The 25,488-nt window shown below is 73.1% G+C and carries 21 protein-coding genes and 1 tRNA gene; 14 read left to right on the forward strand and 8 right to left on the reverse strand.

What is annotated here, in order from left to right:
* Positions 1 to 112: 112 nt before the first annotated feature.
* Positions 113 to 1,735 (forward strand): ATP-binding cassette domain-containing protein, encoded by a 1,623-nt coding sequence (locus tag ACFFF6_RS08400; protein WP_376979911.1) that lies wholly within the window; start codon positions 113 to 115, stop codon positions 1,733 to 1,735.
* Positions 1,736 to 1,895: 160 nt separating this feature from the next.
* Positions 1,896 to 3,182, forward strand: a complete 1,287-nt coding sequence (locus tag ACFFF6_RS08405; protein WP_376979912.1) for an O-acetylhomoserine aminocarboxypropyltransferase/cysteine synthase family protein — start codon at positions 1,896 to 1,898, stop codon at positions 3,180 to 3,182.
* Positions 3,183 to 3,316: 134 nt separating this feature from the next.
* On the opposite strand, the gene ACFFF6_RS08410 is transcribed toward ACFFF6_RS08405, so the two are convergent.
* Positions 3,317 to 4,171, reverse strand: a complete 855-nt coding sequence (locus ACFFF6_RS08410) for a DUF559 domain-containing protein (protein ID WP_376979913.1) — start codon at positions 4,169 to 4,171, stop codon at positions 3,317 to 3,319.
* 360 nt (positions 4,172 to 4,531) lie between these two features.
* Between ACFFF6_RS08410 and ACFFF6_RS08415 the strand changes: the two genes are divergently transcribed.
* The 4 genes from ACFFF6_RS08415 (at position 4,532) to ACFFF6_RS08430 (ending at position 10,573) form a co-directional block, all read left to right on the forward strand.
* Positions 4,532 to 5,233 carry an HAD family hydrolase gene (locus ACFFF6_RS08415; protein WP_376979914.1) on the forward strand — a complete coding sequence of 234 codons (702 nt, stop codon included), beginning with the start codon at positions 4,532 to 4,534 and terminating at the stop codon, positions 5,231 to 5,233.
* Positions 5,230 to 5,925, forward strand: coding sequence for an HAD family hydrolase (locus ACFFF6_RS08420; protein ID WP_376979915.1), 696 nt, complete (start codon positions 5,230 to 5,232; stop codon positions 5,923 to 5,925). Before ACFFF6_RS08415 ends, ACFFF6_RS08420 begins: the two co-directional genes overlap by 4 nt.
* A gap of 89 nt (positions 5,926 to 6,014) precedes the next feature.
* Positions 6,015 to 7,931 (forward strand): thioredoxin-like domain-containing protein, encoded by a 1,917-nt coding sequence (locus ACFFF6_RS08425; RefSeq protein WP_376979916.1) that lies wholly within the window; start codon positions 6,015 to 6,017, stop codon positions 7,929 to 7,931.
* 35 nt (positions 7,932 to 7,966) lie between these two features.
* Positions 7,967 to 10,573, forward strand: coding sequence for a pyrophosphatase (locus ACFFF6_RS08430; protein WP_376979917.1), 2,607 nt, complete (start codon positions 7,967 to 7,969; stop codon positions 10,571 to 10,573).
* A 49-nt stretch (positions 10,574 to 10,622) separates the two neighbouring features.
* On the opposite strand, the gene ACFFF6_RS08435 is transcribed toward ACFFF6_RS08430, so the two are convergent.
* Both ACFFF6_RS08435 and ACFFF6_RS08440 read right to left on the reverse strand, forming a co-directional pair.
* A complete protein-coding gene (locus tag ACFFF6_RS08435) occupies positions 10,623 to 11,216 on the reverse strand; it encodes a TetR/AcrR family transcriptional regulator (RefSeq protein WP_376979918.1) in 594 nt (197 codons plus the stop codon).
* A gap of 136 nt (positions 11,217 to 11,352) precedes the next feature.
* A tRNA-Gly gene (locus tag ACFFF6_RS08440) sits at positions 11,353 to 11,423 on the reverse strand.
* A 119-nt stretch (positions 11,424 to 11,542) separates the two neighbouring features.
* Between ACFFF6_RS08440 and dcd the strand changes: the two genes are divergently transcribed.
* Both dcd and ACFFF6_RS08450 read left to right on the forward strand, forming a co-directional pair.
* Positions 11,543 to 12,136 carry a dCTP deaminase gene (dcd, locus tag ACFFF6_RS08445; protein WP_376979919.1) on the forward strand — a complete coding sequence of 198 codons (594 nt, stop codon included), beginning with the start codon at positions 11,543 to 11,545 and terminating at the stop codon, positions 12,134 to 12,136.
* A gap of 1 nt (position 12,137) precedes the next feature.
* Positions 12,138 to 12,950: a hypothetical protein gene (locus ACFFF6_RS08450; protein ID WP_376979920.1), complete on the forward strand. Its 813-nt coding sequence runs from the start codon at positions 12,138 to 12,140 to the stop codon at positions 12,948 to 12,950.
* 47 nt (positions 12,951 to 12,997) lie between these two features.
* Here the strand turns inward: ACFFF6_RS08450 and ACFFF6_RS08455 are convergent, their stop codons facing one another.
* Positions 12,998 to 14,350, reverse strand: coding sequence for an MFS transporter (locus ACFFF6_RS08455; protein WP_376979921.1), 1,353 nt, complete (start codon positions 14,348 to 14,350; stop codon positions 12,998 to 13,000).
* 178 nt (positions 14,351 to 14,528) lie between these two features.
* On the opposite strand from ACFFF6_RS08455, the gene ACFFF6_RS08460 reads away from it, so the two are divergent.
* The 6 genes from ACFFF6_RS08460 to mnhG are packed head-to-tail and all read left to right on the forward strand — an operon-like array spanning position 14,529 to position 21,290.
* A complete protein-coding gene (locus ACFFF6_RS08460) occupies positions 14,529 to 17,432 on the forward strand; it encodes a Na+/H+ antiporter subunit A (RefSeq protein ID WP_376979998.1) in 2,904 nt (967 codons plus the stop codon).
* Entirely contained in the window at positions 17,422 to 18,033 is a 612-nt protein-coding gene (locus tag ACFFF6_RS08465) for a Na(+)/H(+) antiporter subunit C (protein ID WP_376979922.1), read from the forward strand. The genes ACFFF6_RS08460 and ACFFF6_RS08465 overlap by 11 nt, the downstream gene beginning before the upstream one ends.
* Entirely contained in the window at positions 18,030 to 19,622 is a 1,593-nt protein-coding gene (locus ACFFF6_RS08470; protein WP_376979923.1) for a Na+/H+ antiporter subunit D, read from the forward strand. The genes ACFFF6_RS08465 and ACFFF6_RS08470 overlap by 4 nt, the downstream gene beginning before the upstream one ends.
* Entirely contained in the window at positions 19,619 to 20,170 is a 552-nt protein-coding gene (locus tag ACFFF6_RS08475) for a Na+/H+ antiporter subunit E (protein WP_376979924.1), read from the forward strand. The genes ACFFF6_RS08470 and ACFFF6_RS08475 overlap by 4 nt, the downstream gene beginning before the upstream one ends.
* Positions 20,167 to 20,700: an MrpF/PhaF family protein gene (locus ACFFF6_RS08480; protein WP_376979925.1), complete on the forward strand. Its 534-nt coding sequence runs from the start codon at positions 20,167 to 20,169 to the stop codon at positions 20,698 to 20,700. The genes ACFFF6_RS08475 and ACFFF6_RS08480 overlap by 4 nt, the downstream gene beginning before the upstream one ends.
* Positions 20,697 to 21,290 carry a monovalent cation/H(+) antiporter subunit G gene (gene mnhG, locus ACFFF6_RS08485; protein ID WP_376979926.1) on the forward strand — a complete coding sequence of 198 codons (594 nt, stop codon included), beginning with the start codon at positions 20,697 to 20,699 and terminating at the stop codon, positions 21,288 to 21,290. The genes ACFFF6_RS08480 and mnhG overlap by 4 nt, the downstream gene beginning before the upstream one ends.
* A 19-nt stretch (positions 21,291 to 21,309) precedes the next feature.
* Here mnhG and ACFFF6_RS08490 read toward each other — a convergent pair whose 3' ends face one another.
* The 4 genes from ACFFF6_RS08490 to ACFFF6_RS08505 all read right to left on the reverse strand — a co-directional run bounded on the left by ACFFF6_RS08490 (position 21,310) and on the right by ACFFF6_RS08505 (position 25,387).
* Positions 21,310 to 22,986, reverse strand: a complete 1,677-nt coding sequence (locus ACFFF6_RS08490; protein WP_376979927.1) for a formate--tetrahydrofolate ligase — start codon at positions 22,984 to 22,986, stop codon at positions 21,310 to 21,312.
* 62 nt (positions 22,987 to 23,048) lie between these two features.
* Positions 23,049 to 23,984 (reverse strand): sensor histidine kinase, encoded by a 936-nt coding sequence (locus ACFFF6_RS08495; protein ID WP_376979928.1) that lies wholly within the window; start codon positions 23,982 to 23,984, stop codon positions 23,049 to 23,051.
* Positions 23,984 to 24,703: a response regulator transcription factor gene (locus ACFFF6_RS08500; RefSeq protein ID WP_376979929.1), complete on the reverse strand. Its 720-nt coding sequence runs from the start codon at positions 24,701 to 24,703 to the stop codon at positions 23,984 to 23,986. Before ACFFF6_RS08500 ends, ACFFF6_RS08495 begins: the two co-directional genes overlap by 1 nt.
* 15 nt (positions 24,704 to 24,718) lie before the next feature.
* A complete protein-coding gene (locus ACFFF6_RS08505; protein ID WP_376979930.1) occupies positions 24,719 to 25,387 on the reverse strand; it encodes a hypothetical protein in 669 nt (222 codons plus the stop codon).
* Positions 25,388 to 25,488: the final 101 nt, after the last annotated feature.

Genomic DNA, 25,488 nt, shown 5'->3' on the forward strand with positions numbered 1-25,488 from the left:
GCAGAATCCGATATTCGCTGGTCGGGGCACGCACGATCCCGTACGGTGGGGGCCATGTCGAGCTGATCAGCGTCCCGCTGCCCGCATCCCGCGATCCTTCAGGAGCTGATCCATGCCCTCGACCCCTCTGCACCTGCGCGCCGACGGCGTCTCCCTGTCCTTCGGCGACCGCCGTGTGCTCACCGACATCACCCTCACGGTCCCCGCGGAGCGTCCCACCGGGCTGCTCGGCGAGAACGGGAGCGGGAAGTCGACCCTGCTGCGCATCCTCGCCGGGCGTCTCGCGCCTGATGCGGGGAGCGTCCTCGTGCCCGGCCCGATCGGTCTGCTTGATCAGGAGATCCCCTTCTCCCCGGGGACCCGGATCGAGGAGGTCGTGGCCGATGCGCTCGCGGCCGCCCAGCGCCTCGAGGCGGAGCTCGCCGCCGCCGGGGAGGCGCTCGCCGCCGATGCCGGTCCCGCGGCCACCGCCGCCTATGACGACGCGCTCGCCGCCGCGGTGCTCGCCGACGTCTGGGGCGCCCCGGCCCGCGCCGAGCAGGTCATGACCGGGCTGGGCCTCGCGGGTGTGGACCGCACCCGCACGATCGCGGAGATCTCCGGCGGGCAGCGCGGACGGCTCGCCCTGGCCCGCCTGCTCATCGCCCGTCCCGCGACCCTGCTGCTGGACGAGCCGACCAACCACCTCGACGACGACGCCGCCGGCTTCCTCGCGCAGATGCTCGCCGAGCATCCCGGACCGGTCCTCGTCGCCAGCCACGACCGCGCCTTCCTCGACGAGGCGACCCGCATGCAGCTGGACCTGGATCCGTCCCCGCAGCCGCTGGGGGAGACCCCCGGCGGGGTGAGCGCCTACGAGGGCGGGTTCTCCGACTACCTGCTGGCCCGGTACGACGCCCGCGACCGCTGGGAGCGGCAGTTCCGCGAGGAGCAGGAGGAGCTCGGGCGTCTGCGCACGCAGGTCCGCGACTCCCACAGCGTGGGTCATGAGGGCCGCGGGCCCCGCACCGAGGCCCGGGCCTCGAAGAAGTTCTACTCGGACCGCAACGCGACCGTCGTCTCGCGCCGCGTCCGCGACGCCCAGCGCCGGCTCGAAGAGCTCGAGGAGAGCCAGATCCGCAAGCCGCCGCAGGAGCTGCGCTTCACCGGCATCGGCGAGCGGCGCCGGCCTCCGAGCGGAGGGGCTGTGCTCGCCGCCGCCGCGCAGGCGGAGGCGGCGGGGCGCCTCGCCCCCGTCTCCTTCAGCGTGAGCGCCGGGGAGAAGCTGCTGGTCACCGGGGCCAACGGCTGCGGGAAGTCGACGCTGCTCGCCCTGTTGTCCGGGCACCTCGCCCCGGACGCGGGGTCGGTGACCGTGACCGCGGACCGCGCCCTGCTCGCGCAGGACGAGGCGGTGGACCAGGACGCCCTGGTGCGCGCGGTGCTGGGCCGCGACGCCGAGGAGCAGCAGGGGGACGGGGTGCCGGGGGATCTCATGGGCCTGGTGCATCCCCGCGATCTGGACCGCCGGATGGGGGAGCTGTCCCGCGGCCAGCAGCGTCGCGTCGCCCTCGCCGCGATCCTGCGCCGCCCGCCGGCGCTCCTGCTGCTGGACGAGCCCACCAACCATCTCAGCCTGGACCTGGCGACCCACCTCGAGGAGGCCGTGCAGGAGTGGGAGGGGACCGTGGTGATCGCGAGCCACGACCGGTGGCTGCGCCGACGCTGGCGGGGCCGGCGGCTCGAGCTCGGCTGACCGCCGCCCGACCCCGCAGCCGTGCGGGCTGGACGAGCCGGAGCCTCGGCCCTCCGGCCCGTCACGGACGTTCACAGAACCTGGACCGGTGCGCCGTCCTCGGCGATGCTCCTGGTGATCGGCAGGCCATGCCGCTCTCCACCGCCCACCAGGAGCACCGATGTCGCAGAGCCCGTTGAAGTTCGAGACCCTGACCATCCACGCAGGCCAGGAGCCCGATCCTGCGACCGGGGCCCGCGCCCTCCCGATCCAGCAGACGACGAGCTTCGTCTTCCCCAGCGCCGAGTCGGCTGCCGGACGCTTCGCGCTCGCGGAGACGGGGAACATCTACACCCGCATCACCAACCCGACCCAGTCCGCGATCGAGGACCGCATCGCAGCGCTCGAGGGCGGCGCCGCCGGCCTGCTGCTGGCCTCCGGGCAGAGCGCGATCACCCTGGCGATCCTCAACGTCGCCCGCGCAGGGAACAGCATCGTCGTCTCCCCGAGCCTCTACGGCGGCAGCTTCAACCTCTTCAAGCACACCCTGTCCCGCCTGGGCATCGAGCCCCGCTGGGTCGAGGACCCCACCGACCCCGAGTCCTGGCGCGCCGCCGCCGCGGAGGACACGGTCGCGTTCTTCGGCGAGACGATCCCGAACCCGCGCCAGGACGTCCTGGACGTCCGCGCGATCGCCGACGTCGCCCACGAGGTCGGCGTCCCGCTGATCGTCGACAACACGATCGCTACCCCCTACCTGCTGCGCCCCCTCGAGCACGGCGCCGACGTCGTCATCCACTCCGCCACCAAGTACCTGGGAGGCCACGGCACCTCGATCGCCGGGGTGATCGTCGACGGCGGCAGCTTCGACTTCTCGAAGGACCCCGCGCGCTTCCCGAACTTCACCGAGCCCGACGAGTCCTACAACGGCCTCGTCTACGCCGACCTCCCGGCGCCCTTCGCCATCCGCGCCCGCGTCCAGCTGCTGCGCGACCTGGGCCCGGCGATCTCTCCCTTCAACGCCTTCCTCATCGGGCAGGGCCTCGAGACCCTGCCGCTGCGCATCGACCGCCACCTCGAGAACACGCATGCCGTCGCCGCCTTCCTGCGCGAGCAGCCCGCCGTGACCTCGGTGCGATGGGCCTCGGACCCGGACTCGCCCTCCAAGGAGCTCGCCGACCGCTACCTGCCCCGCGGCGCCGGGGCCGTGCTCGGCTTCGTCCTCGAGGGCGGCGCCGAGGCCGGCAGCGCCTTCGTGGACGCGCTCACCCTGCACTCCCACGTCGCCAACATCGGCGACGTGCGCAGCCTCGTGATCCACCCGGCGACCACGACCCACGCACAGCTCTCCGCGCAGGAGCAGCTCGCCGCGGGCGTCGAGCCCGGATTCGTGCGGCTGTGCGTGGGCATCGAGCACATCGACGACATCCTCGAGGACCTGCGCCGCGGGTTCGCCGCGATCGCCTGATCGACTCCGCCAGCCGGAGGGAGGCCTCCGACATCGATGCGAGCAGGGAGCATCCCGTGCGCGATGCGTGCAGGAGATGCTCCCTGCTCGCATCGCGCTCGGCCCGGACGTCGGGATCACACGACGGACGGGCATCAGCGGTACCACGGCGCCACGGGGACGGGCTCCCCGCGATGCTCCCTGCTCCGGATCATGCCCAGCAGCATCCGCGAGGTCCGTTCCCAGTCGAGCATGACCTGCTCGTAGGTCAGGTTCACGACGGTGTACCCCCGAGCCTGGAGATCGAGGCGCTTCCGGTAGGTGCGCGCGTAGTCCTCCACGCCCGTGTGATATCTCCTGCTGTCGCATTCGATGACGAGCTTCTCGCCCACCAGCATGTCCACGCGCCATGGGCCGATCGTGACCTGGGGGCGCACCCGGACGTGCCGCTTCTCGAAGAACCTGCGGGCCTTCGTCTCGGTGCCGGCCTCCGCGTCGGCGCGGAGCGTCCCCAGGGCGCTGCGCGTGCGCAGCGGAAGACGCGCGAGCAGCTGATCCACCTCCGCCATGGTCGCGACCCCCACATGCAGCGAGGACTCGAGGAGGATGGCCGCCTCCTCCGTGCCCCGGCACCGCACCGCGTGCAGGAGCGCTGTCGTCACGGGCAGGACGGGGGAGCCGTCCGGCCATGCCTGCAGCGCCGGGTCATGGAGGACCATGCCCGTCGCCGCCGCTCTGCGCGTGCCTGCGCGCAGGACCGCGACATGGAGACCGTGCACCGGCGGCGTCCAGACGCCGCGCAGACCCAGCGCGCTGGTACAGGTCAGACGGGCTCCCGCGCGCAGGGCCTCGGCGACGGCGGGCGGTGTCAGCGCCGAGCCGTACCATCCTCGCGCCAGACGGACGATGCTCCCGTCGGCCACCAGGGCGGCCAGCTCGGCGCTCGTGCACCCGGCCTCGATCAGCTGCCGACGGGTGCGGACGTGCAGCTCGGGCTCCGTGGTCGTCATCGCCTCAGCCTCGGGCTCCGGAGCCGCCGTGGCGAGAGGAGCGCCGCGCCTGTGGACGGCGGTGCATGGGGAGGACAGGCACGTGCGCCGAGAGACGGGGAAGGTTCCCGACGCCGATGCGAGCAGGGAGCAGCCCGCGCTCCTACCGCCCACGGGATGCTCCCTGCTCGCATCGGGGGCCGGACGGGGCACTCGCGCTGGGCGCTGGGAGCGGGTGACGGCGGAGGGGGCATGCCGCGGGACCCGGCGGGGAGCCGCCGGGGCGGGGGATGAGGGGGATGGCCCAGCCCAGCGCCGTGCACATCCCCGAGCCGCCGGGGAGGGGGAGAGATGTCAGGCGCACCCCGATACGCTGGGAGCATGAGCGACCTCCTCGGCACCCTCCCCCTGTCCGTGTGGCCCTCGACGTGGACCCCGCGCGCCGTGGTCTTCGACCTCGACGGCACCCTCGTGAACACCGAGGCCGAATGGGTGGCGGTGCAGGACCGCTATCTCGCGGAGCACGGCGCCAGCATCAGCGAGCAGACCCGCCGCGACATCACCGGCCGCGCCGCGGAGGTCGTCGTGCTCGCGATCGCGCGCGCCGTCGACAAGGACCCGCACCTCGTGGGGCGCGAGCTCGTCGACGCCCACCGCGAGGGCATGCGCGGCCGGGACGGCTTCGCGATGCTCCCCGGCGCGCTCGCGACCGTCGCGGCCATCGCCGCGAAGGTGCCCGTCGTCATCGCCTCGAACTCGCCCCGGGACATGCTCGACCACAAGCTCGAGGTCACGGGCCTGCTGGCGCTGGTCGACGCGCACGTCGCGATCGAGGACGTCCCCCTGCCCAAGCCTGCCCCCGACATGTACCACCATGCCGCCGCGCTGCTGGGCGCGGAGCCCTCCGCCGCCCTCGCCTTCGAGGACTCCGAGACCGGGGCGGAGGCCGCGCTCGCCGCCGGCCTGAACCTCATCGCCATCCCCTCCCTCCCCGGGCAGGACCCGCAGGCCCACCTGCGCCTGACGAGCCTCGAGGACCCGCAGCTGCAGTCCTGGATCGCCGGCTGGGAGTCCGTCCGATGAGCAGCCGCTTCGAGGCGGCCTTCGACGGCTGGACCCCGCAGGCGGTCGTCTTCGACTGCGACGGCCTGCTGCTGGACACCGAGTCGATCTGGGAGCACACGCAGGCCGCGATGCTCGAGCGCTACGGCGTGGCCCTTGAGGACACCGACCTCGAGGCGCTGGTCGGCTCGACCCTCGAGGAGGCCGCCGCGGCGATCGCCCGCGCCTCGGGTCGGGAGGAGCAGCTCGTGCTCGAGGAGACCCGCGAGCAGTTCGTGCGCGATCTGGGAGCGGAGATCCAGCTCATGCCCGGAGCCCGGGCCGTCCTCGAGGCCGCGGCCTCGCGCGTCCCCATCGGCTGCGCCTCCAACTCGTGGCTCGCGGCGCTCGAGGACAAGCTCGAGCGGACCGGCCTGCGGGACCTGTTCGGGGTGCTCGAGGCCGCGGACACGGTGGCGAGCCCCAAGCCGGCCCCCGACATGTACGTCGCCGCGGCGCGCGCCCTCGGCGCCGACCCCGCCCGGACCCTCGCCTTCGAGGACTCCCCGACCGGGGCCCGGGCCGCGCTCGAGGGAGGGCTGCGGCTGATCGCCGTGCCCGCGCCCGGGGCGCGGATCGATGGCGCCGCGCTCGTGCTGGAGGACCTCGAGGACCCGGAGCTGCTCGCCTGGATCCGCAGCTGGCCGGTCCCCGCCGGCGCGGTGGACGCCTGAGCGCCGCCGGCCCGGCCGCGGAGGCATCGGCCGACGCAGACGTGCACCGGGTTGGCGCAGGGGCCTCCCGGCAGTGTTCACTGGAGGGCATGACCTCGAACACGGACCCCGGCACCCTCGACGCACGGGTGCGCGGAAGCGCGCTGCGCGGGCGCGGCTGGCTGAACACCGGCGGCGCGGACCTCGCCCTGGAGGACCTCCGCGGCAAGATCGTGCTGCTGGACTTCTGGACCTTCTGCTGCGTCAACTGCCTGCACGTCCTCGACGAGCTGCGGCCCCTCGAGGAGAAGTGGGCGCAGGAGCTCGTCGTCATCGGCGTGCACTCGCCGAAGTTCGAGTTCGAGAAGGACCCGGAGGCGCTCGCCGCGAACATCGAGCGCTACGAGGTCGAGCACCCCGTCCTCGACGATCCCGAGCTGCTGACCTGGTCGGAGTACAGCGCCCGGGCCTGGCCCACCCTCATGGTGCTGGACACGCACGGCCGCATCGCCGGGAACCTGTCCGGCGAGGGCCACGCGGCGAACCTCGACCAGCTGATCGGCAGGCTCGTCGCCGAGGGCGAGGCCGACGGTTCCCTGCGCCGGGGACCGGCCCCCACCGTGCTCGCCGAACGCACCCCGCAGACCCTGCGCTACCCCTCCAAGCTCACCGCCCTGCCCGACGGGCGCCTGGTCGTCTCCGATGCGGGCCAGCACCGTCTGGTGATCTTCGGGACCGACGGGAGCACGGTCGACGAGGTCATCGGCGGCACCGAGCGGGGACTGGTCGACGGCGAGAACGAGGAGGCCCGATTCGCGGAGCCCAACGGCGTCCTCGCCCTGCCGGCGGAGATCGCGGAGCAGGTCGGCTACGAGCTGCTCGTGGCCGACAGCGCCAACCACGTCCTGCGCGGCGTGGACCTCGGCGCCGACCGTCTCCTGCGCGGGCGCGCCGCGAGCACGGTCACCACCGTCGCGGGCACCGGGGCCCAGTGGATGCAGGGCCAGCCCCTTCCGCGGGCCGAAGGCGATCCGCGCTCCTTCGCGCTGTCCACGCCCTGGGACCTGACCTGGTCCCACGCCCTGCACCGCGTCGTCATCGCGATGGCGGGCATCCACCAGATCTGGACCTTCGACCCCGTCACCGGGGCGCTCGCCGTCCTCGCCGGCACCACCAACGAAGGGCTCGTGGACGGACCCGTCGTGGAGACCTGGTGGGCTCAGCCCTCCGGCGTCGCCGAGGCCGCCGACGGCACGCTCCTCGTCGCCGACTCCGAGAGCTCCGCGCTGCGCACCATCGACCCCTTCACGATGACGGCGCGGACCCTCGTCGGCGAGGGCCTGTTCGACTTCGGGCACGTCGACGGGCCCGCACGCACCGCCCGGCTGCAGCATCCGCTGGCCGCGACCGCGCTGCCCGACGGCCGCGTCGCGATCGCCGACACCTACAACGGCGCGATCCGCCTGCTGGATCCCCACGGCGGCGCCGACGGCGCGGGAGAGGTCGTCACCGTCGCGACCGACCTGTCCGAGCCCTCCGGCCTGATCGTGGGCCCGCCCGTGGACGGGATCGGCCAGCTCGTGGTCGTCGAGTCGGGGGCGCACCGCATCACCTGGGTGCCGGTCGCGAAGGCCGCCGAACGCGTCATCGATGCGGGCGCCCAGCGCTCGGAGCGTCCCGCGACCGAGGTGGGACCCGGGCCGCTCACGATCCGGGTGCTGTTCACCCCGCCCGAGGGACACAAGCTCGACGACTCCCTGGGTCCCTCGACGCAGCTGAGCGTGAGCACCACCCCGAGCGCCATGATCACGGGCGGCGGCGGCACGGGCACCGAGCTCGAGCGCCGCATCGAGGTCGATCCCGCGTACACCGAGGGGGTGCTCCACGTGAGCGCGCGCGCCGCCTCCTGCGACGCGGACCCGGCCGTCGAGTTCCCCGCCTGCCACATGCATCAGCAGGACTGGGGTGTCCCGATCCGCATCGTCGACGGCGCTCCCACGACCCTGGACCTCGCCCTCCTCGGCTGAGGAGACCAGCACGACCGACCAGCTGAAGGAACCGCATGCAGTTCATCACCGGCTACGCCCTGGGCCGTGACACGGCCACCCTCCTGCTCGCGGTGGCGGTGCTCGCACTCGGCGCGCTCCTCGCCGCCGTGATCGTGGTGCGCCGCGCGGCCGCCCGGCAGGCCGAGCCCGCCGCTCTCGGCTCCTCCCTCCTCAGCTCCGGGATCAGCCTGGGCCTCTGGGCGGGCGTGCCGGTGCTGGGCCTGTCGCTGCTGGTGGTCGACAGCTTCCCGGACCGGGTGCTGCGAGCGGCGATGATCCTGCTGGGTCTCGCGCTCGGCGGCTTCTCCGCATGGCTGGGGCAGCGGCTCCTCGCCGCCTTCGCGACGGGGGAGGAGGGCGACGCCCCCGCGGACGCCGTGCGCGCCGGGGGGCTGCTCGCCGCCGCCTCGGTCGGCATCGCGGCGCTCCCGGTCGCGGTCGCCGTCTGGTTCCTGCGCGAACGTGCCGGGGAGATGATCCTCGCCCTCGCCGCCGGGACGGCGCTCATGGTCCTGGGTATCCGCGTGGTCGGGGCGATGGCGGAGTCGGCCGCGGCGTCGGCCGCGCTGCTCGCCGGCTCCCACGAGCTCGAGCTGGGACGGGAGGATCCCGCGAACCTGTCCGCCGCGGCGCTGCGCGAGACCGAGCTGCTGCGGCACGGGGCGGGCCGCGGCGCCCAGCTCACGGCGGTCGCCGCGCTCCTGGCCGGGGCGGGCACCACCGTCGGCGTGACCGTGCTCGCGACGGAGGGCATCGTCGTCACCGTGCTCGCCCTCGGCGTCGCCGTGGCAGCCCCCCTGCTCGCGCTCGTGATCCCGCACCGCGGCGCCCCCGGACGCGAGGGCGCCGCCTACCGTCTGGGCGCGCTCGTGCCCGCCCTCCTCGGTGCGGCCGCGGCCGTCTCCGCGACCGCCCTGTGGCTGCCCTCCCAGTACCAGAACCTGCGCTTCGACGCCGTGGGCCTGGGGACCATCACCGACCCGGCGATCGTCGCCTCCGCGACCCCGCGCGCCGACCTCGTCGCGCAGCTCGAGACCGCCCTCGGGGACCTCGGCCCCTACCTCGACGCGACCGACGAATCGCGCGAGGCGAGCGCCCTGCTCGACCTGATCTCGGTCTACGCCACGCATCCGGGCACCCTCGCCGCCCTCGCCCTGGCCCTCGGCGCCCTCGGCGCGCTCTGCGTCCAGACGCTGATCGCCGCGCACGCCGCCCCCGGCGGCGCCGCCGCCCGTCGCATCGCCCGCACCGCCCGCACGGGTGCGAGCCTCGGCATCCTCACAGGGCTCGGCGGCGCCGCCGCGCTCGCCGGCGCGGCCCTTGCGGCGACGGCGCTGCTGCTGACCGTCCTCGGCGTGCTGGCCGCCGGCGTCCCCCTCCTCGCTCTGACCATGATCGGTCTCGCCGGGCTGGGTGCGCTGATCGTCGTCAGCGGCAACGCCGCCTCCCACGCGGCCGTGACCGTGGACCGCCCGGGGGTCGAGGAGGACTGGCGCTCCCTCGTGCGCGGACGCTCCGAGGAGAGCGCGGCCGGCCTCGCCGTCGCCGGCGGGCTCGGCCTGACCGCCCTGCTGGCCCCTGTCGTCGCCGCGATCCAGGCCGCCGGCCGCGCCGGCGCCGTCTGGGAGGACCGCTTCCTCCACGCAATGACGCCGACCTCGCTCAGCGTCGTCGCCGGGATCGCGCTGGGCGCCGCGACGGCCCTCGCCGTGCTGGGATTCGTCGCGGACGGACAGCGCCGCCTCGCCGCGACCGCGGTCCTGGAGGCGCGCTCCGCCCACGTCGAGGAGCGCCCGGCGGTGTCCTTCGCCGGGATGGGCCTGGACGCGCGCCGCGCCGGCCTCGTGGTCCTCTCGACCGCCGCCCTCGCGCCGATCGCGGCGGGCTTCGCGCTGGGCCCTGCCGCCGTGCCCGCCTACCTCGCGAGCCTCGTCATGGTGGGCCTGGCGGTGTCGCTGTGGGCGCTCGCCGCGGCCGGCCCGCTGGTCGGCGCCGTCCCCGTGATCGAGGAGGGCCGCTACGGCGGGACCGGGTCCTGGGCGCACGGAGGAGCGCTGAGCGGCGCCGTGCTCGGCAGCTCGCTGCGCGCCGGAGCCGGGGAGCTGCTGCCGGCCGCCGCCCTGGTGTCGGTCCTGACCTCGTACCTGTCGATCACCATGGTGGTGGGTCTGGTCGCCGACGGCGTCTCGATGTACCTGCGTGCCGGGGTGGCTCTGATCGCCGTGCTGGTGGGCCTGTGCTGCTGGCTGTTCGCGCGCACGGCCCCGGAGCCGGACCTCGAGGACGCCGACGCCGTGAGCACGCGCCCCCTGTTCGCCACCCGCATCGAGGAGGACGCCGACGGGGGACTGCTCGAGATGAGCTGGGACACCGAGGAGACCGGTGCGGACCGCCGCGGCCGGGGCGCCCCCGCGGACGCGGATGAGGACGCCGATGAGGCGGAGGAGGCCGCCGACGCCGTCGCGAGGGCCGCGGGCGATCCCGACGGCTCCAGCGCTGCGGAGGACGATGCGGAGGAGGATCGGGAGCGGCCCGCGGACTCCGCCCGGTCCGCGAGAGGATCCGCCCGGAAGGGATCGGCGCGGAGTGCGAAGCGCTCCGGCCGCTCGCGGCGCCGCTGAGCGCCAGCGGTCCCGCGGCGGAGCGGGATGCGGGCCCGGGACGCCGGGATCAGGCCGCGGCGGCGCCGAAGCCCGCGCCGAGCCCGGAGAGGATGAACGCCTCGAGGGCCTCGTCCTCGATGCTGCGGCTTCCGGCCTGGTTCACGAGCAGCGAGTTCAGGATCCGCACCGTCTGGTCGATGTCGAGGTCCGGGCGGAAGTCCCCGCGAGCCATCCCGTCCCGCAGGATGCCGCGCAGCACGTTCTCGATCACCACGACGTGCTCGCGCAGGCGCCGGGCCGTGTCCGGGTCGAGGCTCGCCCCCTTGCCACGGCCGGGCATGTGGAAGGTGATGTGGAGGCGCAGCTGATGGCGGACGTAGATCCGGATCGCCTCCGGCGGGGTGCTGGCCCGGGAGAGCTCCTCGCGCAGCGAGTCGACGAACCCTGCGGTCTGGTGCATGGCGTACTCGACCAGCAGCGCTTCCTTGTCGGGGAAGTGGTTGTACATCGCCGTGCGGCCCACCTGGGCGACGGCCGCGATCCGCGAGAACGTGATCCGCTCGAAGGCGTCCTGCTCCAGCAGCTCCTCCAGGGCGCTGAAGATCTTCCCGCGGGTGCGTTCGCGATGCTCCTCCAGGGAGCCGCCGATGATCTTGGGCATGTCACATAGTGTCGCACTCTGTCAGCTCGATCGCGCCGTGTTCTTCGTGACCAGGACGATCGGCGGTGCCGAGGAGCGGGCGGGCGCCGAGACGACGATGGCGCGGCTCCGGAGAGCCGCGCCGTCGTTCGATCGGAGCGGATGACGGGAATCGAACCCGCGCTATCAGCTTGGGAAGCTGAAGTTCTACCATTGAACTACATCCGCGTGCTCGCCCACTGTAGCGCGATCCGGGCCCGGATCGGAAATCGGGCTCGGAGCAGGGCCCGCGCACGGGTCCCGCGTGTGGCCCTCGCGTCTTCGGCCCTGCCGGATAAGCTGGGCCCGTGCTGCTGAGTGATCGTGACATCCGTGCCGAGATGCAGGCGGGCCGCGTCCGCCTGGACCCCTTCGACGAGGCGATGATCCAGCCCGCCTCCGTGGACGTGCGGATCGACCGGTTCTTCCGCCTGTTCGACAACCATCGCTACGCGATGATCGATCCCGCCCAGCACCAGGAGCAGCTCACCCGTGTGGTCGACGTCGACCCGGAGGAGGCGTACATGCTGCATCCGGGGGAGTTCGTGCTGGCCTCCACCTACGAGCAGATCACCCTGCCCGACGACATCGCCGCCCGGCTCGAGGGGAAGAGCTCGCTGGGCCGGCTGGGTCTGCTGACCCATTCCACGGCAGGTTTCATCGATCCCGGTTTCACGGGGCACATCACCCTCGAGCTCTCGAACATGGCGACGCTGCCGGTGGCGCTGTGGCCGGGGATGAAGATCGGGCAGCTGTGCTTCTTCCGGCTCTCGAGCGCCGCGCAGCGGCCGTACGGCTCGGAGGGCAACCGCAACCGATATCTGGGGCAGCGCGGCCCGACGGCCTCCCGCTCCTGGATGGACTTCCATCGCACCAGCATTCCGCGGGATGAGGAGCACTGACATGCAGCAGCCGACGGATCACGAGGCGGAGCGCACCGCGCACCGGCTCCAGCTGCCCCGGTCCACGCAGCCGCAGGACATCCTCGCGATGATCCGCAACGTGCGGCCGGAGGCGACCCTCCAGGACGGGATGCTGGACCTGGGCGACGGCGCACGGATGGTCCAGGACTCGGATCCGCGGCGTAGCGGCCGCTGGACCGTCGAGGTGCCGCGCGTGCGCGAGGACCCGGCCCCGGAGGGGATGGGCGACTCCCACGACTACGCGGCCGCCTTCCCCGAGGGTCTGCCCTTCGGGATCGAGCGGGACGTGCTGGATCTGTGCTGGGCGCTGGGCCGTCGCCTCTACGGGGCGGTCGTCACCGACTCGGGGGTCCGCCTGGAGCCGCATCCGCATCATGTGCGGGACCTGATCGTGGTCAGCCCCCACCGCGTGGACGCGACGGAGCTCGCCGAGCTGCTGGCGATGGTCGAGCCGGACGTCGAGTACGTCGGCGAGCTGGTCGCGGGCGCGGAGCGCTATGCCCTCACCTTCCCTCTGACCGAGGACGCGATCGAGGTCCGGGTGGGGGAGCGGTCCCGGCCCACGGCCCTGCGGGCGCAGCGCTGGATCGACGACTCCGTCGACTACGAGATCGTGCACGTGACCGCGGATCCGGAGGAGGACTCCCTCGCACGGCCCGACGAGGACGTCCGCGCCCGCTGGGGCGAGGCCTATGCACGGATCGGCCGCCTGGCCGCGGTGCTCGCGGAGAACGTGGGCGGGTACGTCGTGGACCGTGAGGGCTTCCTGGTCGCTCCCGAGGATCTGGCCTGAGCACCGGATCCCGGCCTCGCCCCTGATCTGCGAGTCCACGCAAGGGCCTACGGGGCGCTGTCCGGTGCGGCGAGGGCTGCGGCACGTCCCGCCGGGCCCAGCCGGATCGGGAGGAAGGCCAGCAGCCCCACCGCCATCACGGCGATGATGCCGAGGATGCCCATGCGCGTCCCGCCGAGCAGCGCGACGGACAGCGAGAACGCGCCCGTGCCCAGGAAGCCCAGCGCGCGTCCCGTGGTCGCGTACAGCCCGAAGTTCTCCGTCTCCCGGCCCGGCATCGACAGCCGGGTGAGCAGGTTCCGGGACGAGGACTGCACGGGACCGACGAACAGGCAGATCGCCAGGCCCGCGGCCCAGAACGCGGCGGGGGAGTCGAAGGCCAGGACCACGAGGCCCAGGGCGATCACGCCCAGGCACCCGCCGATGATCACGGGACGCGGGCCGATCCGGTCGTCGACCCGCCCGCCGAGGAAGACGCCCAGGCCGGCCACGAGGTTCGCGGCGATCCCGAAGACGATCACCTCCGTCGTCGAGAATCCGTAGGCGATCGCGGCGAGCACGCCCGCGACGGAGAACACGGCGCCCAGCCCGTCGCGGTACACGGCGGAGGCGACGAGGTACTGGAGCATGACCGGCTCGTCGCGCAGCGCGCGCATCACCCTGCGGCCGATCGAGGCATAGCCCTGCCAGGGCGTCCATCGGACAGCGGCGGCACGCGCAGGATGCCGCGGCGCGCGGAGCATGAGCGGCAGCGTGCCTGCGAGGATCCAGAGCGCCACGAACAGCGGGATCGCCCGATAGTTCCCGCCGCCCTCGCCGCTGATGCCGAGCAGGCCGGTGCCGGGCATGATGAACAGGACCAGCACCAGCACGAGGCACAGGATCGAGCCCCAGTAGCCGACCGCCCAGGCGGTCCCGGAGATGCGGCCCCGGTCCTGGGGCGTGGAGATCTCCGGGAGCACCGAGTTCACGAAGACGCCCGCGAGCTCGGAGGTCACCACGGCCAGGGCGATCAGCGCCGCGCCCAGGTGGAGGAAGCTGGCGTCCAGCTTCACGAGCGGCATCAGCGCGACCACCGCGATCGTCGCGATCGTGGTGATGCGCAGGAGGGTGTTGCGCGCCCCGCCGGCATCGGCCAGGTTCCCCAGCAGCGGGGCCAGCAGCGCCACGAGCACGGCACCCGCGGCCTGCCATGCGGTGAGCACCTGGGAGCCGTGATCGCGAGCCGCCGCGATCGCCGCCTCGCCGACCGCTCCCTCCGCAGCGACGGCGCTGGTCACGTAGGTCGCGAACACGAAGGTGAGGATCACGGAGCTGAAGGCGGACATGCCGCCGTCCCAGAGGGCGAAGGCCCGGATCTGGCTCCGGAGAGGGGTGCGCACGGCGGCCGGCAGCGTCATGGGGCCACTCTACGGATCACGGGCGGCGCGCCGAGCCGGCGGGGCGCGGAGCCCGCCCGGACCGCGTCCCGAGCATTCAGGTGGCACGGACCTCGGAGCGGATAAGATTCTTCAGCCCCCCGCCATGCCCGATGACACGGACGGAGAACACGTGATCACTGTCCTCCTTGCGCATCTGATGGCAGCCGTGGCAGCTCCCTTCCTCGTCCGGCGGATGGGCCGCAACGCCTTCTACCCGCTCGCCGCCGTGCCCGGCGCGTCCGCGATCTGGGTCGCGAGCATCGATCCGCGCCAGCTGGCGGAGGCTCCCCGCACCGTCCACCTGAGCTGGATCCCGCAGTTCGGGATGTCGATCTCTTTCACGATGGACGTCCTCGGCTGGGTCATGCTGCTGATCGCCACCGGCATCGGCGCCGTCGTGCTCCTGTACTGTGCCCGCTACTTCAAGGACACCGAGCCGGGGCTCGGCCGCTTCGCCGGGGTCCTCACCGCCTTCGCCGGGGCGATGGCCGGGCTCGTGCTCGCCGACGACGTCATGATGCTGTACGTCTTCTGGGAGCTGACGACGGTCTTCTCCTATCTGCTGATCGGGCACTACGCGGACAAGCAGTCCTCCCGCCGGGCGGCGATGAACGCGCTGATCTCCACGACCATCGGCGGGCTCGCCATGCTCGTGGGCCTGCTCATGCTCGGCATGGAGGCGGGGACGCTGAGCCTGGCCGGGATCCTCGCCTCGGACATGTGGGGAGCGCCCGGCCCGTACCTCGTGACCGCCCTGCTGCTCGTGCTCGCGGGGGCGACCTCGAAGTCCGCTCTCGTGCCCAGCCACTTCTGGCTCCCCGGGGCGATGGCCGCGCCTACGCCCGTCTCCGCCTACCTGCACGCGGCCGCGATGGTGAAGGCCGGCGTGTACCTGATCCTCCGCCTCGCCCCCGCGATCGGCCATCTCGAGGCGATCAGCGTCCTGCTCGCGACCCTCGGCGCGATCACGATGCTCGTCGGCGGCTGGCGGGCGCTGCGCCAGCATGACGTGAAGCTGCTGCTGGCCTACGGGACCGTCTCCCAGCTGGGCTTCCTGAGCGCGGTCGCAGGCCTGGCCACGCATGACGCGGTCCTCGCGGCGATCGGCATGCTCATCGCGCACGCCGTGTTCAAGGCGCCCCTGTTCATGGTCGTCGGCATCGTCGACAAGAAGTTCGGCACCCGCGACCTGCGCGTCCTGTCCGGGGTCCGGAAGGTCGCCCCGACCGTCGCCGTGATCGGCACCCTCTCCGCGGCCTCCATGGCCGCGATCCCGCCGCTGTTCGGCTTCGTCGCGAAGGAGGCGCTGTACTCGGCGCTCTGGAACGGCGGCGCATTCCCGCGGATCCTGCTGATCGCCCTGGTCGCAGGCTCGATCCTCACGGTGGCGTATTCGTGGCGCTTCGTCCAGGGCACGTTCGGGCGCGCCCCCGGTGCCCCGGACGCGGCCCGCCCCGAGATCCCTGTCCTGTTCTGGCTGCCGCCCGCGGTCGTCGCCGTGCTCAGCATCGCCCTGTCCGTGCTCGCCGGGCCGCTCGAGGGGATCCTGCGCGGCGCCGTGACCGCCCTGCCCGCTCCGGAGGAATCCATCCACCTCGTGGTCGTGCCGCATCTGGGCGTGCCGCTGCTCGCGAGCGCCCTCACCCTCGCCGGCGGAGGCCTGCTCATCTGGCGGGCCCGCCGCCTCGAGCACCTCCAGGCCCTGGTCTCCCCGCAGCGCTGGGCGCAGGGCGAGGCGATCGACTGGATCGACTCCGAGCGCTTGTTCCGGCGCCTCATGCGCGGCGTCGACCAGCTCGCGGTCGGCGTGACGCCCCTGTACCAGCGAGGCTCGCTGCCGATGACCCTCGGCATGATGCTGATCGTCCTCATCGCGCTGGCCGCCCCCATCGCGACCCTGCAGTCGCCGCTCCCGGACAACCTGGTGCTCTTCCATCATCCGGTCGAGCCGGCGCTGCTGGTGATCGCGGCCTTCGGCGCGATCGGCGCGGCCCGGGCGCGGCGTCGTCTGCGCGCCGTCTTCCTCATCACCGTGACCGGCTACGTGGCCGCGCTGCTGTTCCTCCTGGCCGGCGCCCCGGACGTGGCGACCACGCAGATGCTCGTCGAGACGGTGATGACCGTCGTGCTCGTCCTGGTGCTGCGCCGCCTGCCCCTGCACTTCTCGCGCCGTCCGCTGCGGCTGGACCAGTGGGCCCGCTGGGGCGTCGCGATCGGCACCGCCGTGGTGCTGTGCGGCGTGGCGCTGTACGCGGCCGACGCCCGCACCCTCGAGCCCCTCGGCATGGGGCTGATCGAGGCGGCCTACGAGATCGGCGGCGGGCACAACGTGGTCAACGTGACCCTTGTCGACGCCCGCGTCTGGGACACGATGGGCGAGATCTCCGTGCTCCTCGTCGTCGCCACCGGCGTCGCCTCCCTCATCTTCATCACCCGCCGCGAGCAGCGGATCACCCGGGTCCGCGAGGACGACGCAGAGCTGACGATCTGGCGCCGTCGCAGCGACAGCGACCTGCCTCAGAACGTGCTCGGATTCGACGACGACGAGGAGGACTCCTCTCCCAACCGCTGGCGGACCTGGCTGTCGGCCGGTCTGACCCTCGCCCCGGAGCGCCGTCTCGTCGTGCTCGAGGTCATCACCCGCATCAGCTTCCCGCTGATGATGATGTTCTCGGTGTACCTGCTGATGGCGGGGCACAACCTGCCCGGCGGCGGCTTCGCCGGCGGCCTCGTCGCCGGTCTCGCGATCACGCTGCGCTATCTCGCGGGGGGCCGCTACGAGCTCTCCGAGGCCGTGCCGGTCCAGGCCGGGCTCGTGCTCGGCGTCGGCATGGCGGTCGCGGTCGCCGCCGGCGTGCTGCCGCTCCTGCTGGGCGGGACGATCTTCGCCTCCGCGACCCCGGTCCTGCACATCCCGATCCTGGGCGAGGTCCATCTCGCGAGCGCGCTCATCTTCGACGTCGGCGTGTACCTCGTGTGCATCGGCGTCGTCCTCGACTTCCTGCGCAGCCTCGGCTCGCAGATCGACCGCCAGCAGGAGGCCGAAGCCGATGCCCGTTAGCCTCACCCTCCTCCTGACCGCGGGCGTGCTCATCGCCTGCGGCGTCTACCTGATCCTCGAGCGCACCCTCTCCCGCGTCATCCTGGGATTCGTCCTGGCCGGCAACGGGGTGAATCTCCTGTTCATCGTCGCGGCGGGCCCTCCGGGGAACCCGCCCTTCGAGGGAACCGCGGAGCCGGGGACGATGACGGACCCGCTGCCCTTCGCGATGGTGCTCACCGCCATCGTCATCACGCTGGGCATCACCGCCTTCGGGATGGCCCTCGCCTACCGCGCCTGGCAGCTGTTCGGCCATGACGAGGTTCCCGACGACGTCGAGGATCGGCGCGTCCTGCGCCGCAGCCAGCGCCGCAGCGGGGACGCCCTCGAGGTCCCCCGCGCGGAGGCGCTGTCGGAGGAGACCCGTCGCGGCGCCCTGCTGCACTCGCAGGGCCACGGCGCGGCCGAGGACCCCCTCGGCCCGGACCTCTCCGGCGCGGAGGACGTGCCCCAGGACTACACCGAGGCCGACGAGCGCGAGGAGCCGCGACCCACCACCTTCGAGCGGGCCGCCCGCGACGGGGCCGGCACGCACCGGGGAACCGGACCGGAGGGCCGATGAGCGTCGAGATGCTGCTCGCCCTGCCCGTCATGCTGCCGCTGATGGGCGCGGCCCTCACCCTGCTGCTGCGCCATCACGCCCGCTCCCAGCTGGCCGTCTCCGTCACCGTGCTCGTGGCGATCCTCGCCGTGTCGCTGCTGCTCGCCCAGCAGGTGGCGGGTGCCGGAACGCTCGTGCTGCAGATCGGCCGCTGGACCCCGCAGCTGGGGATCGTGCTGGTCGCGGACCGGCTGACCGTGCTGATGCTCGTCATCTCGAGCGTCGTCACCCTCGCCGTGCTCGTGTACTCGAGCGCACAGACCGTCCACGAATCCGCCGAGCGGACCCCGGTGGCGATCTACCATCCCACCTATCTCGTGCTCGTCGCCGGGGTGTGCAACGCCTTCCTCGCGGGCGACCTGTTCAACCTCTACGTCGGCTTCGAGGTGCTGCTGGCCTCGAGCTACGTGCTGCTGACCCTGGGCGGCTCGGCCTCCCGGATCCGTGCGGCGACGACCTACGTGATCGTCTCGCTGCTCAGCTCGGTCATCTTCCTCGCCGGCATCGCCGCGGTGTACACCGCGGTCGGCACCGTCAACCTCGCCGAGCTCGCGGTGCGCCTGGACACCCTGCCCTCCGGCATCCGGATGACGCTCGAGCTCATGCTGCTGGTGGCCTTCGCGATCAAGGCCGCGATCTTCCCGCTGAGCACCTGGCTGCCGGACTCGTACCCGACGGCCCCCGCCCCCGTCACCGCCGTGTTCGCGGGGCTGCTGACGAAGGTCGGCATCTACGCGATCATCCGCCTGGAGACCCTGCTGTTCCCCGAATCGGTGATCCAGAACCTGCTGCTGGCCGCGGCCGGGCTGAGCCTGCTGGTCGGGATCCTCGGCGCCGTCGCCCAGACGGACCTCAAGCGCGTGCTGTCCTTCACGCTCGTCTCCCACATGGGGTACATGCTGTTCGGCATCGGCATGAGCACCCGCCTGGCGATGGGCACGACCATCTACTACGTCGCCCACCACATCACCGTGCAGTCCACGCTGTTCCTGGTCGCGGGCCTGATCGAGCATCGCGGCGGCACCACGAACCTGGGACGGCTGGGCGGGATGGCGAAGCTGTCGCCGGTCATCGCGATCCTGTTCTTCATCCCGGCGATGAACCTCTCCGGCATCCCGCCGCTGTCCGGCTTCCTCGGCAAGGTCGGTCTGATCGAGGCCGGCATCCGGGTCGACACGATCGCCTCGTGGACGCTCGTCGCGGTGAGCGTGATCGCGAGCCTGCTCACCCTGTACGCGATCGCGAAGATCTGGAACCGCGCCTTCTGGCAGGAGCCCGCGGAGGACTTCGTCGCCCAGCTGAAGCCGGTCCCGCACGTCATGACCGGGGCGACGGCCGCGCTCGTGGGCGTCTCCCTGCTGCTGACCGTGTTCGCCGGACCGCTGCTGCGCTTCGCCGACGACGCGGGAACCGCCGTCCTCGAGCGCACCCCGTACGTGAGCGCCGTCCTCGGGGACGAGGCCGCCGATGCGCTGGTCTATCGCATCGGCGACGAGGGCGAGCGGATCGGCGACAACGGGACCGACGACGGGACGGGGGATGCGCGATGATGCCGATCCCTCTCGTGCGCCGCGCCCGGACCCTGCCCCTGAACTGGATGGGCCTGCTGGTCTCGCTCGCCTTCTGGTGCCTCCTGTGGGGCGGGGTGAGCGTCAAGAACGTGCTGGGCGGGCTCGTCGTCGCCCTTCTCGTCTTCCTGCTGTTCCCGATGCCTCCCACGGGTCACGAGATCCGGGTGCGCCCCCTGCGCCTCGTGGTCGGGGTGCTGCGCTTCCTCGCCGATCTCGCGGTCTCCGCGGTGCAGGTCGCCTGGTTCGCGGTGCGCCCGGGGCCCCCGCCGCCCTGCTCGGTGGTCGCCGTCACGCTCGCCTCCCGCTCGGATCTGTTCCTCACCGCCGTGGCGATGCTCGCGACCCTGATCCCGGGCTCGGTCGTGGTCGAGGCCCAGCGCTCCACGGGCACCCTGTTCCTGCACGTCATCGGCGCGGGGACGGAGGAGGAGGTCGAGGCCGCCCGTCGGCGCGTGCTCGAGCAGGAGAAGCGGCTGCTGCTGGCGCTGGCCCGCCGGGACGTCCTCGAGGAGGCGGGGCTGGCATGAGCACGATCGAGATCGTCCTGACCGTGTACGGGATCCTGCTCGCCGTCGCGGCCCTGCCGACCGTGTACCGGATCGTCGTGGGCCCCACCATCCTGGATCGGGCCGTCGCCACGGACATGCTCGTCGTCCTCGTCGTGCTGGGCATGGCGCTGTACAGCGCGGGGACCGCGAGCACCTGGGCGGTCCCCTCCATGCTCGTGCTCACGGCGTTCGCCTTCATCGGGACCGTGGGCGTGGCCCGGTTCGTGGCCCGCGAGGACCCGCGCCGGGTCCGTCCCGGCCCGCGGGGGAGCGACGGCATCGAGCACGTGGGCACCGAGACCGGGCATCACGACGCGATCCACGTCGACGCCCCGGAGCTGCTCGCCGGCTGGGCGGAGGAGGACGCGGTCCGGGCCCACCGCCCGGATGCCGAGGACGAGCAGGGGCTCCCGGACAACACGCCGTCCGTCCGCACCGATGCCGCGGAGGTTCCCCGCAACCCGCACACGCCGGGACCGGGAACGGCAGCAGAGGAGGGACGGGGATGAGCGCCCTCGACGTGATCGGCCTGGTGCTCATCGGCCTCGGCGTGCTGCTCGCGATGATCGCCGCCGTGGGCCTGCACCGCTTCCGCGATGCCCTCATGCGCATGCACGCGACCTCGAAGCCGCAGACCCTGGGGCTGATGCTCGTGCTGGCCGGCACCGCCCTGCTGGGCCGCTCCTGGGCGGGCGCCGGGTTCCTGCTGCTGGTGCTGCTCGCGCAGATGGTCACCGTGCCGGTCGCGAGCACGATGGTGGGCCGGGCCGCGTTCCGCCGCGGCTTCGTGCGCGGGGGCCAGTACGCGGTCGACGAGCTGAGCCCGCGCCTGGCCGCCTCCGACGACGTGGACGACGACGAGGACGGCTTCCTCGACGAGTACGTCGACGAGGCGCGCGGTGTCACCGTCCGCGACGAGGATCGCTTCCCGGAGAACACGGTCGTCCCGGCCCCGACGGCGGAGGATCTCTCGACCATCGCGAACTGGGACGAGCCGGAGCCCGAGGAGCGCGTCGAGGACGAGGACGACCGCGGCATCGACATCGACATCGAGGACGAGACGGAGCTCGAGGCCGAGCACCTCGCCGAGGAGCGCTGAACCGTCCCGGAGCCGTCGGCTAGAACAGGCCGACGGCGCGTCCCTGCTCGTCGACGTCCATGCGCAGGGCAGCCGGCTGCTTCGGCAGCCCCGGCATCGTCATGATCGATCCGGTCAGGGCGACGACGAAGCCGGCGCCGATGCGCGGCACCAGGTCGCGCACGTGCAGCACGTGGTCCTGGGGCGCGCCGAGCGCGGAGGCGTCGTCGGAGAAGGAGTACTGGGTCTTCGCGACGCAGACGGGCAGGCGGTCCCAGCCGTTGCGCTGCAGGCGCCGCAGGGCCGCCGGGGCAGCGTCGGTCAGCTGGATGCCTCGTGCGCCGTAGACGTCCTGGGCGATCCTCGTGAGCGAGGCCTCGATCCCGTCCTGCGGGTCGTACAGGTGGTGGAAGTCCTCGCCCCCGCGGCCGTCCATGACCGCGAGCAGCTCCCGGGCCACGTCCGTCCCGCCCTCGCCGCCGCGCGCCCACACATCGGCGACGGCCGCGCGGACGCCCTGCCGCGCGGCCCAGGCGAGGACGGCCTCGAGCTCGGCGGGGGTGTCCGCGGGGAAGCGGTTCACGGCGACGACCGGCTCGAGGCCGAAGCGGCGGATGTTCTCGACGTGCCGTCGCAGGTTCGCGGTCCCGGTCTGCAGGGCCTCGACGTCCTCGTCCTCGAGCCGGTCCAGGGCTGCGCCTCCGTGGCGCTTGAGGGCGCGGACCGTCGCGACGAGCACCACCGCATCGGGGCGAAGGCCGCCCACGCGCGCCTTGATGTCCAGGAACTTCTCCGCCCCGAGGTCGGAGCCGAAGCCAGCCTCGGTCACGGTCACGTCCGCGAGCGAGGTCGCCAGGCGCGTCGCGACGAGGGACGAGCAGCCGTGCGCGATGTTCGCGAAGGGGCCGCCGTGCACGAGCGCCGGGGTCCCCCCGAGGGTCTGGACGAGGTTCGGCTTCATCGCGTCGCGCAGCAGGAGCGTGATCGCGCCGTCGATGCCCAGCTCCCGCACGGTCACGGGCTCGCGCGAGCGCGTCATCGCCACGACGATGTCGCCGACCCGGCGGCGCAGGTCCGTCAGGGACGTCGACAGGCACAGGATCGCCATGATCTCCGAGGCGACGACGATGTCGAAGCCGTCCTCGCGCGGAGTGCCCTGCGAGGGACCGCCCAGACCGATCACGATCTGCCGCAGCGCCCGGTCGTTCACGTCGAGCACGCGCTTCCACTGGACGCGGCGTGGGTCGATGTCCAGGGCGTTGCCGTGCTGGATGTGGTTGTCCAGCAGGGCGGCGATCGTGTTGTTCGCGAGCTGGATCGCGTGGAAGTCGCCGGTGAAGTGGAGGTTGATGTCCTCCATCGGGGCGACCTGGGCATGCCCGCCCCCGGCGGCGCCGCCCTTCATGCCCATCACGGGCCCCAGGGACGGCTCGCGCAGGGCGACCATCGCCCGGGTACCCAGGAGCGTGAAGGCGTCGGCGAGGCCGACGGTGACGGTGGACTTCCCCTCGCCGGCGGGTGTGGGCGACATGGCGCTGACGAGCACCAGCCGTCCGGGCTCCGCCCGCTGGGGGACGGCGGAGACCTCGACCTTCGCCTTGTCGCGGCCGTAGGGGATCAGCGCCTGCTCCGGGATCCCGGCGCGGCGGGCGACCTCGGTGATCGGCAGCAGCTCGGCAGCCTGGGAGATGGCGAGGTCCGGGTTCTCGAGCGTCATCGCAGCGGGTCCCTTCGACGGTGTGGTTCGGCGGCGGGGAGGACTCGCCCTCAGCGTATCGGTCAGGGCGCCGCGGGGGAGGCGGCAGCGGGAAGCCGGATCCGCACCAGAGTCCCGCGGCCCAGGACGGAGCTGATGTGCGCCTCGCCCCCGTGGCGGGCGACGATCACCCGCACCAGGGAGAGCCCGAGCCCCGTCCCCTCGCTGCCGCGCGCCTCCGCGGCGCGCCACAGCTCCTCCCACACATGGGGGAGGTCCTCGGCGCGGATGCCGCGTCCGGTGTCGGCGATCTCGAGGGTCACGGTGCCCTCCGCGGCGCTGCCGCGGACGTCGATCACGGCGCCGTCCTCGGAGTACTTCACGGCGTTGACCAGGAGGTTCCGGATCATGACGCGCAGCAGGTCGCCGTCGCCCACGACCTCCGGGAGCGGCCAGGGGACGGTCGGCAGGGCGGTGCGCAGTTCGCGCCGCAGGCCGCGGGCGGCGTTCTCCTCCGCGAGAGCGGAGACCTCCTCCTCGAGGAGCGGGCCGATCGCGACCTCCTCCCGCTCGATCTCGCGGGTCTCCAGGGAGGACAGGGCCCGCAGCTGACCGACGAGATCGCCCACCCGCCGGGCCTGGCCCGCCGCGATCTGCACGTTCGCGGCGGGCAGCGGATCGCCGGCGGCGAGGGCCGAGCGGATCGCGGTCACCGGGTTCTTCAGCTCGTGGTCCAGCCGCCGCAGGAACCGCCTATGGTTCTCCTGCTCCTGCGCACGCACCTGCGCGAGCTCCCGCTCGCGCCGCGCGGCCTGCCGGGCGGCGCGCCGCGGACGCACGAGCAGGAGGAGGACGAGGACCGCGGAGGCCAGCAGGCCTGTCGTGAGCAGGAGGCTCGGCAGCGGGATGCGCAGCAGGACCGCGCCGCCGCGTCCCAGCAGGAGGAGCGTCGCCGCGGCCGCGCCGAGCAGGAGGAGCGGACCGAGGCAGAGGCCCGGCAGCAGGAGCCGATGCCGCATCAGATGCCCTCGACCGGGGGGAGGAAGCGGTAGCCGTGGCCCTGCACCGTCTCGACGTGCCGCGGAGCGCCGGGATCCTCGCCGATCGCCCGCCGGATCTCCGCGATCCGGTGGTCCACGGCCCGCGAGGGGATCGCGAACTCGAAGCCCCAGACCGCCTCGAGCAGCGTCTCCCGGCTGAGCGCCTCCTGCGCATGGAGCATGAGGTGCTCGAGCAGGGCGAAGGCCTTCGGGGTCAGCTCGATCGCGCGACCGTCCGCGGTGACCGTGCGCCCCAGCCGGGACAGCGCGATCGCCCCGCCCCGCAGGGACGCCGCCGCGGCGAGCGGACGCGCCGCCCCGGCGCTGCGCCGCAGCACCGCCCGGATCCGGGCGACCAGCTCCGGCGGGTCGAAGGGCTTGCCGAGGTAGTCGTCGGCCCCTTCCTCGAGGGCGGCCGTCCGCTCGAAGGACTCGTCGACCTGCGTGAGCAGGATGATCGGCGTCCACTCCTCGGCGGCCCGCAGGCGCCGCACCAGCTCCCGCCCGTCCATGACGGGCATCAGCACGTCGGTCACGACGATGTCGGGCCGCTGGGCGGCGTGGGCCGCGAGGGCCGCGGCGCCGTCGGACGCGACCCGCACGGTGAAGCCGCTGCGCTCGAGGAACGGGGCGAGGGTGGCGGTGATCGCGGTCTCGTCGTCGACGAGGAGGACGCGGCGGCGGGCGGGGTCGGTCATGGCTCCAGCTTCGGCTCAGCGGGCGGCGGCGGCGTGGTTGCCCTCGCCCGTGTCGGTGACGGTCGGCTCCGTGCCGGTCCATTCGACCATGATCCCGTCGCCGCGCAGCTCGACCGCGCCGAGGTCGATGCCGGAGACGAGCACGCCGTTGCCCTCGACGACGACCGTGTCCGCGGAGTCGATCAGGATCGCGCCGCCGTCCGCGGTGATCGTGACGCTCGTGCACCCGCCCTCGAGATGGACAGGGCGCCCCGGGCGGTCCAGGGTGTAGGTCCCGTCCTCGCAGGTCTCGGTGATCGCGCCGTGCATGATGCCGCGCCATTTCTCCGAACGGCGATCGGTCGACGTGCCGGGGGAGGAGCTCGAGGGCGCGGAGGAGCCGGAGGGCTCCTCGGAGCCGTCCTCGCCCGCGTCGTCCTGGCCCGCGGCGGAGCCCCCCGCATCGGCGGAGCCCCCTGCATCGGAGGAGTCGCCTGCATCGGAGGAGTCCTGCGCGGCGGTGCCCTCCCCGCCGTCCGGGGAGGACGCCGTGGTCTGCTCGGAGGGGGTCTGCCCGTCCTGGTCGCCGCCGTCGAAGCCGATCGAGCAGGCGCTCAGCAGCAGCGGTCCGGCGACGGCCAGGGCGAGGCCGCCCAGGAGTCGACGGGAGGCGGTCGTGGTGGCCGGGAGGCGGCGGGGGGACATGATGCTCCTTCTGCATTCGCGGTGACGGCCCGGGTCCGGTGCCGTGCATGTCCTCGAGACTACGGAGCACCGGAGGAGGGATGGTGCCCGAGCGGTCGCAG

The organism is Brachybacterium hainanense, from assembly GCF_042434575.1.
GTDB classification, from domain to species: Bacteria; Actinomycetota; Actinomycetes; order Actinomycetales; family Dermabacteraceae; genus Brachybacterium; species Brachybacterium hainanense.

Coding starts and splice junctions, on each gene's coding strand:
- ACFFF6_RS08400 (WP_376979911.1), top strand. CDS start 113: ATGCCCTCGACCCCTCTGCACCTGCGCGCCGACGGCGTCTCCCTGTCC.
- ACFFF6_RS08405 (WP_376979912.1), top strand. CDS start 1,896: ATGTCGCAGAGCCCGTTGAAGTTCGAGACCCTGACCATCCACGCAGGC.
- ACFFF6_RS08410 (WP_376979913.1), bottom strand. CDS start 4,171: ATGACGACCACGGAGCCCGAGCTGCACGTCCGCACCCGTCGGCAGCTG.
- ACFFF6_RS08415 (WP_376979914.1), top strand. CDS start 4,532: ATGAGCGACCTCCTCGGCACCCTCCCCCTGTCCGTGTGGCCCTCGACG.
- ACFFF6_RS08420 (WP_376979915.1), top strand. CDS start 5,230: ATGAGCAGCCGCTTCGAGGCGGCCTTCGACGGCTGGACCCCGCAGGCG.
- ACFFF6_RS08425 (WP_376979916.1), top strand. CDS start 6,015: ATGACCTCGAACACGGACCCCGGCACCCTCGACGCACGGGTGCGCGGA.
- ACFFF6_RS08430 (WP_376979917.1), top strand. CDS start 7,967: ATGCAGTTCATCACCGGCTACGCCCTGGGCCGTGACACGGCCACCCTC.
- ACFFF6_RS08435 (WP_376979918.1), bottom strand. CDS start 11,216: ATGCCCAAGATCATCGGCGGCTCCCTGGAGGAGCATCGCGAACGCACC.
- ACFFF6_RS08450 (WP_376979920.1), top strand. CDS start 12,138: ATGCAGCAGCCGACGGATCACGAGGCGGAGCGCACCGCGCACCGGCTC.
- ACFFF6_RS08455 (WP_376979921.1), bottom strand. CDS start 14,350: ATGACGCTGCCGGCCGCCGTGCGCACCCCTCTCCGGAGCCAGATCCGG.
- ACFFF6_RS08460 (WP_376979998.1), top strand. CDS start 14,529: ATGGCAGCCGTGGCAGCTCCCTTCCTCGTCCGGCGGATGGGCCGCAAC.
- ACFFF6_RS08465 (WP_376979922.1), top strand. CDS start 17,422: ATGCCCGTTAGCCTCACCCTCCTCCTGACCGCGGGCGTGCTCATCGCC.
- ACFFF6_RS08470 (WP_376979923.1), top strand. CDS start 18,030: ATGAGCGTCGAGATGCTGCTCGCCCTGCCCGTCATGCTGCCGCTGATG.
- ACFFF6_RS08475 (WP_376979924.1), top strand. CDS start 19,619: ATGATGCCGATCCCTCTCGTGCGCCGCGCCCGGACCCTGCCCCTGAAC.
- ACFFF6_RS08480 (WP_376979925.1), top strand. CDS start 20,167: ATGAGCACGATCGAGATCGTCCTGACCGTGTACGGGATCCTGCTCGCC.
- mnhG (WP_376979926.1), top strand. CDS start 20,697: ATGAGCGCCCTCGACGTGATCGGCCTGGTGCTCATCGGCCTCGGCGTG.
- ACFFF6_RS08490 (WP_376979927.1), bottom strand. CDS start 22,986: ATGACGCTCGAGAACCCGGACCTCGCCATCTCCCAGGCTGCCGAGCTG.
- ACFFF6_RS08495 (WP_376979928.1), bottom strand. CDS start 23,984: ATGCGGCATCGGCTCCTGCTGCCGGGCCTCTGCCTCGGTCCGCTCCTC.
- ACFFF6_RS08500 (WP_376979929.1), bottom strand. CDS start 24,703: ATGACCGACCCCGCCCGCCGCCGCGTCCTCCTCGTCGACGACGAGACC.
- ACFFF6_RS08505 (WP_376979930.1), bottom strand. CDS start 25,387: ATGTCCCCCCGCCGCCTCCCGGCCACCACGACCGCCTCCCGTCGACTC.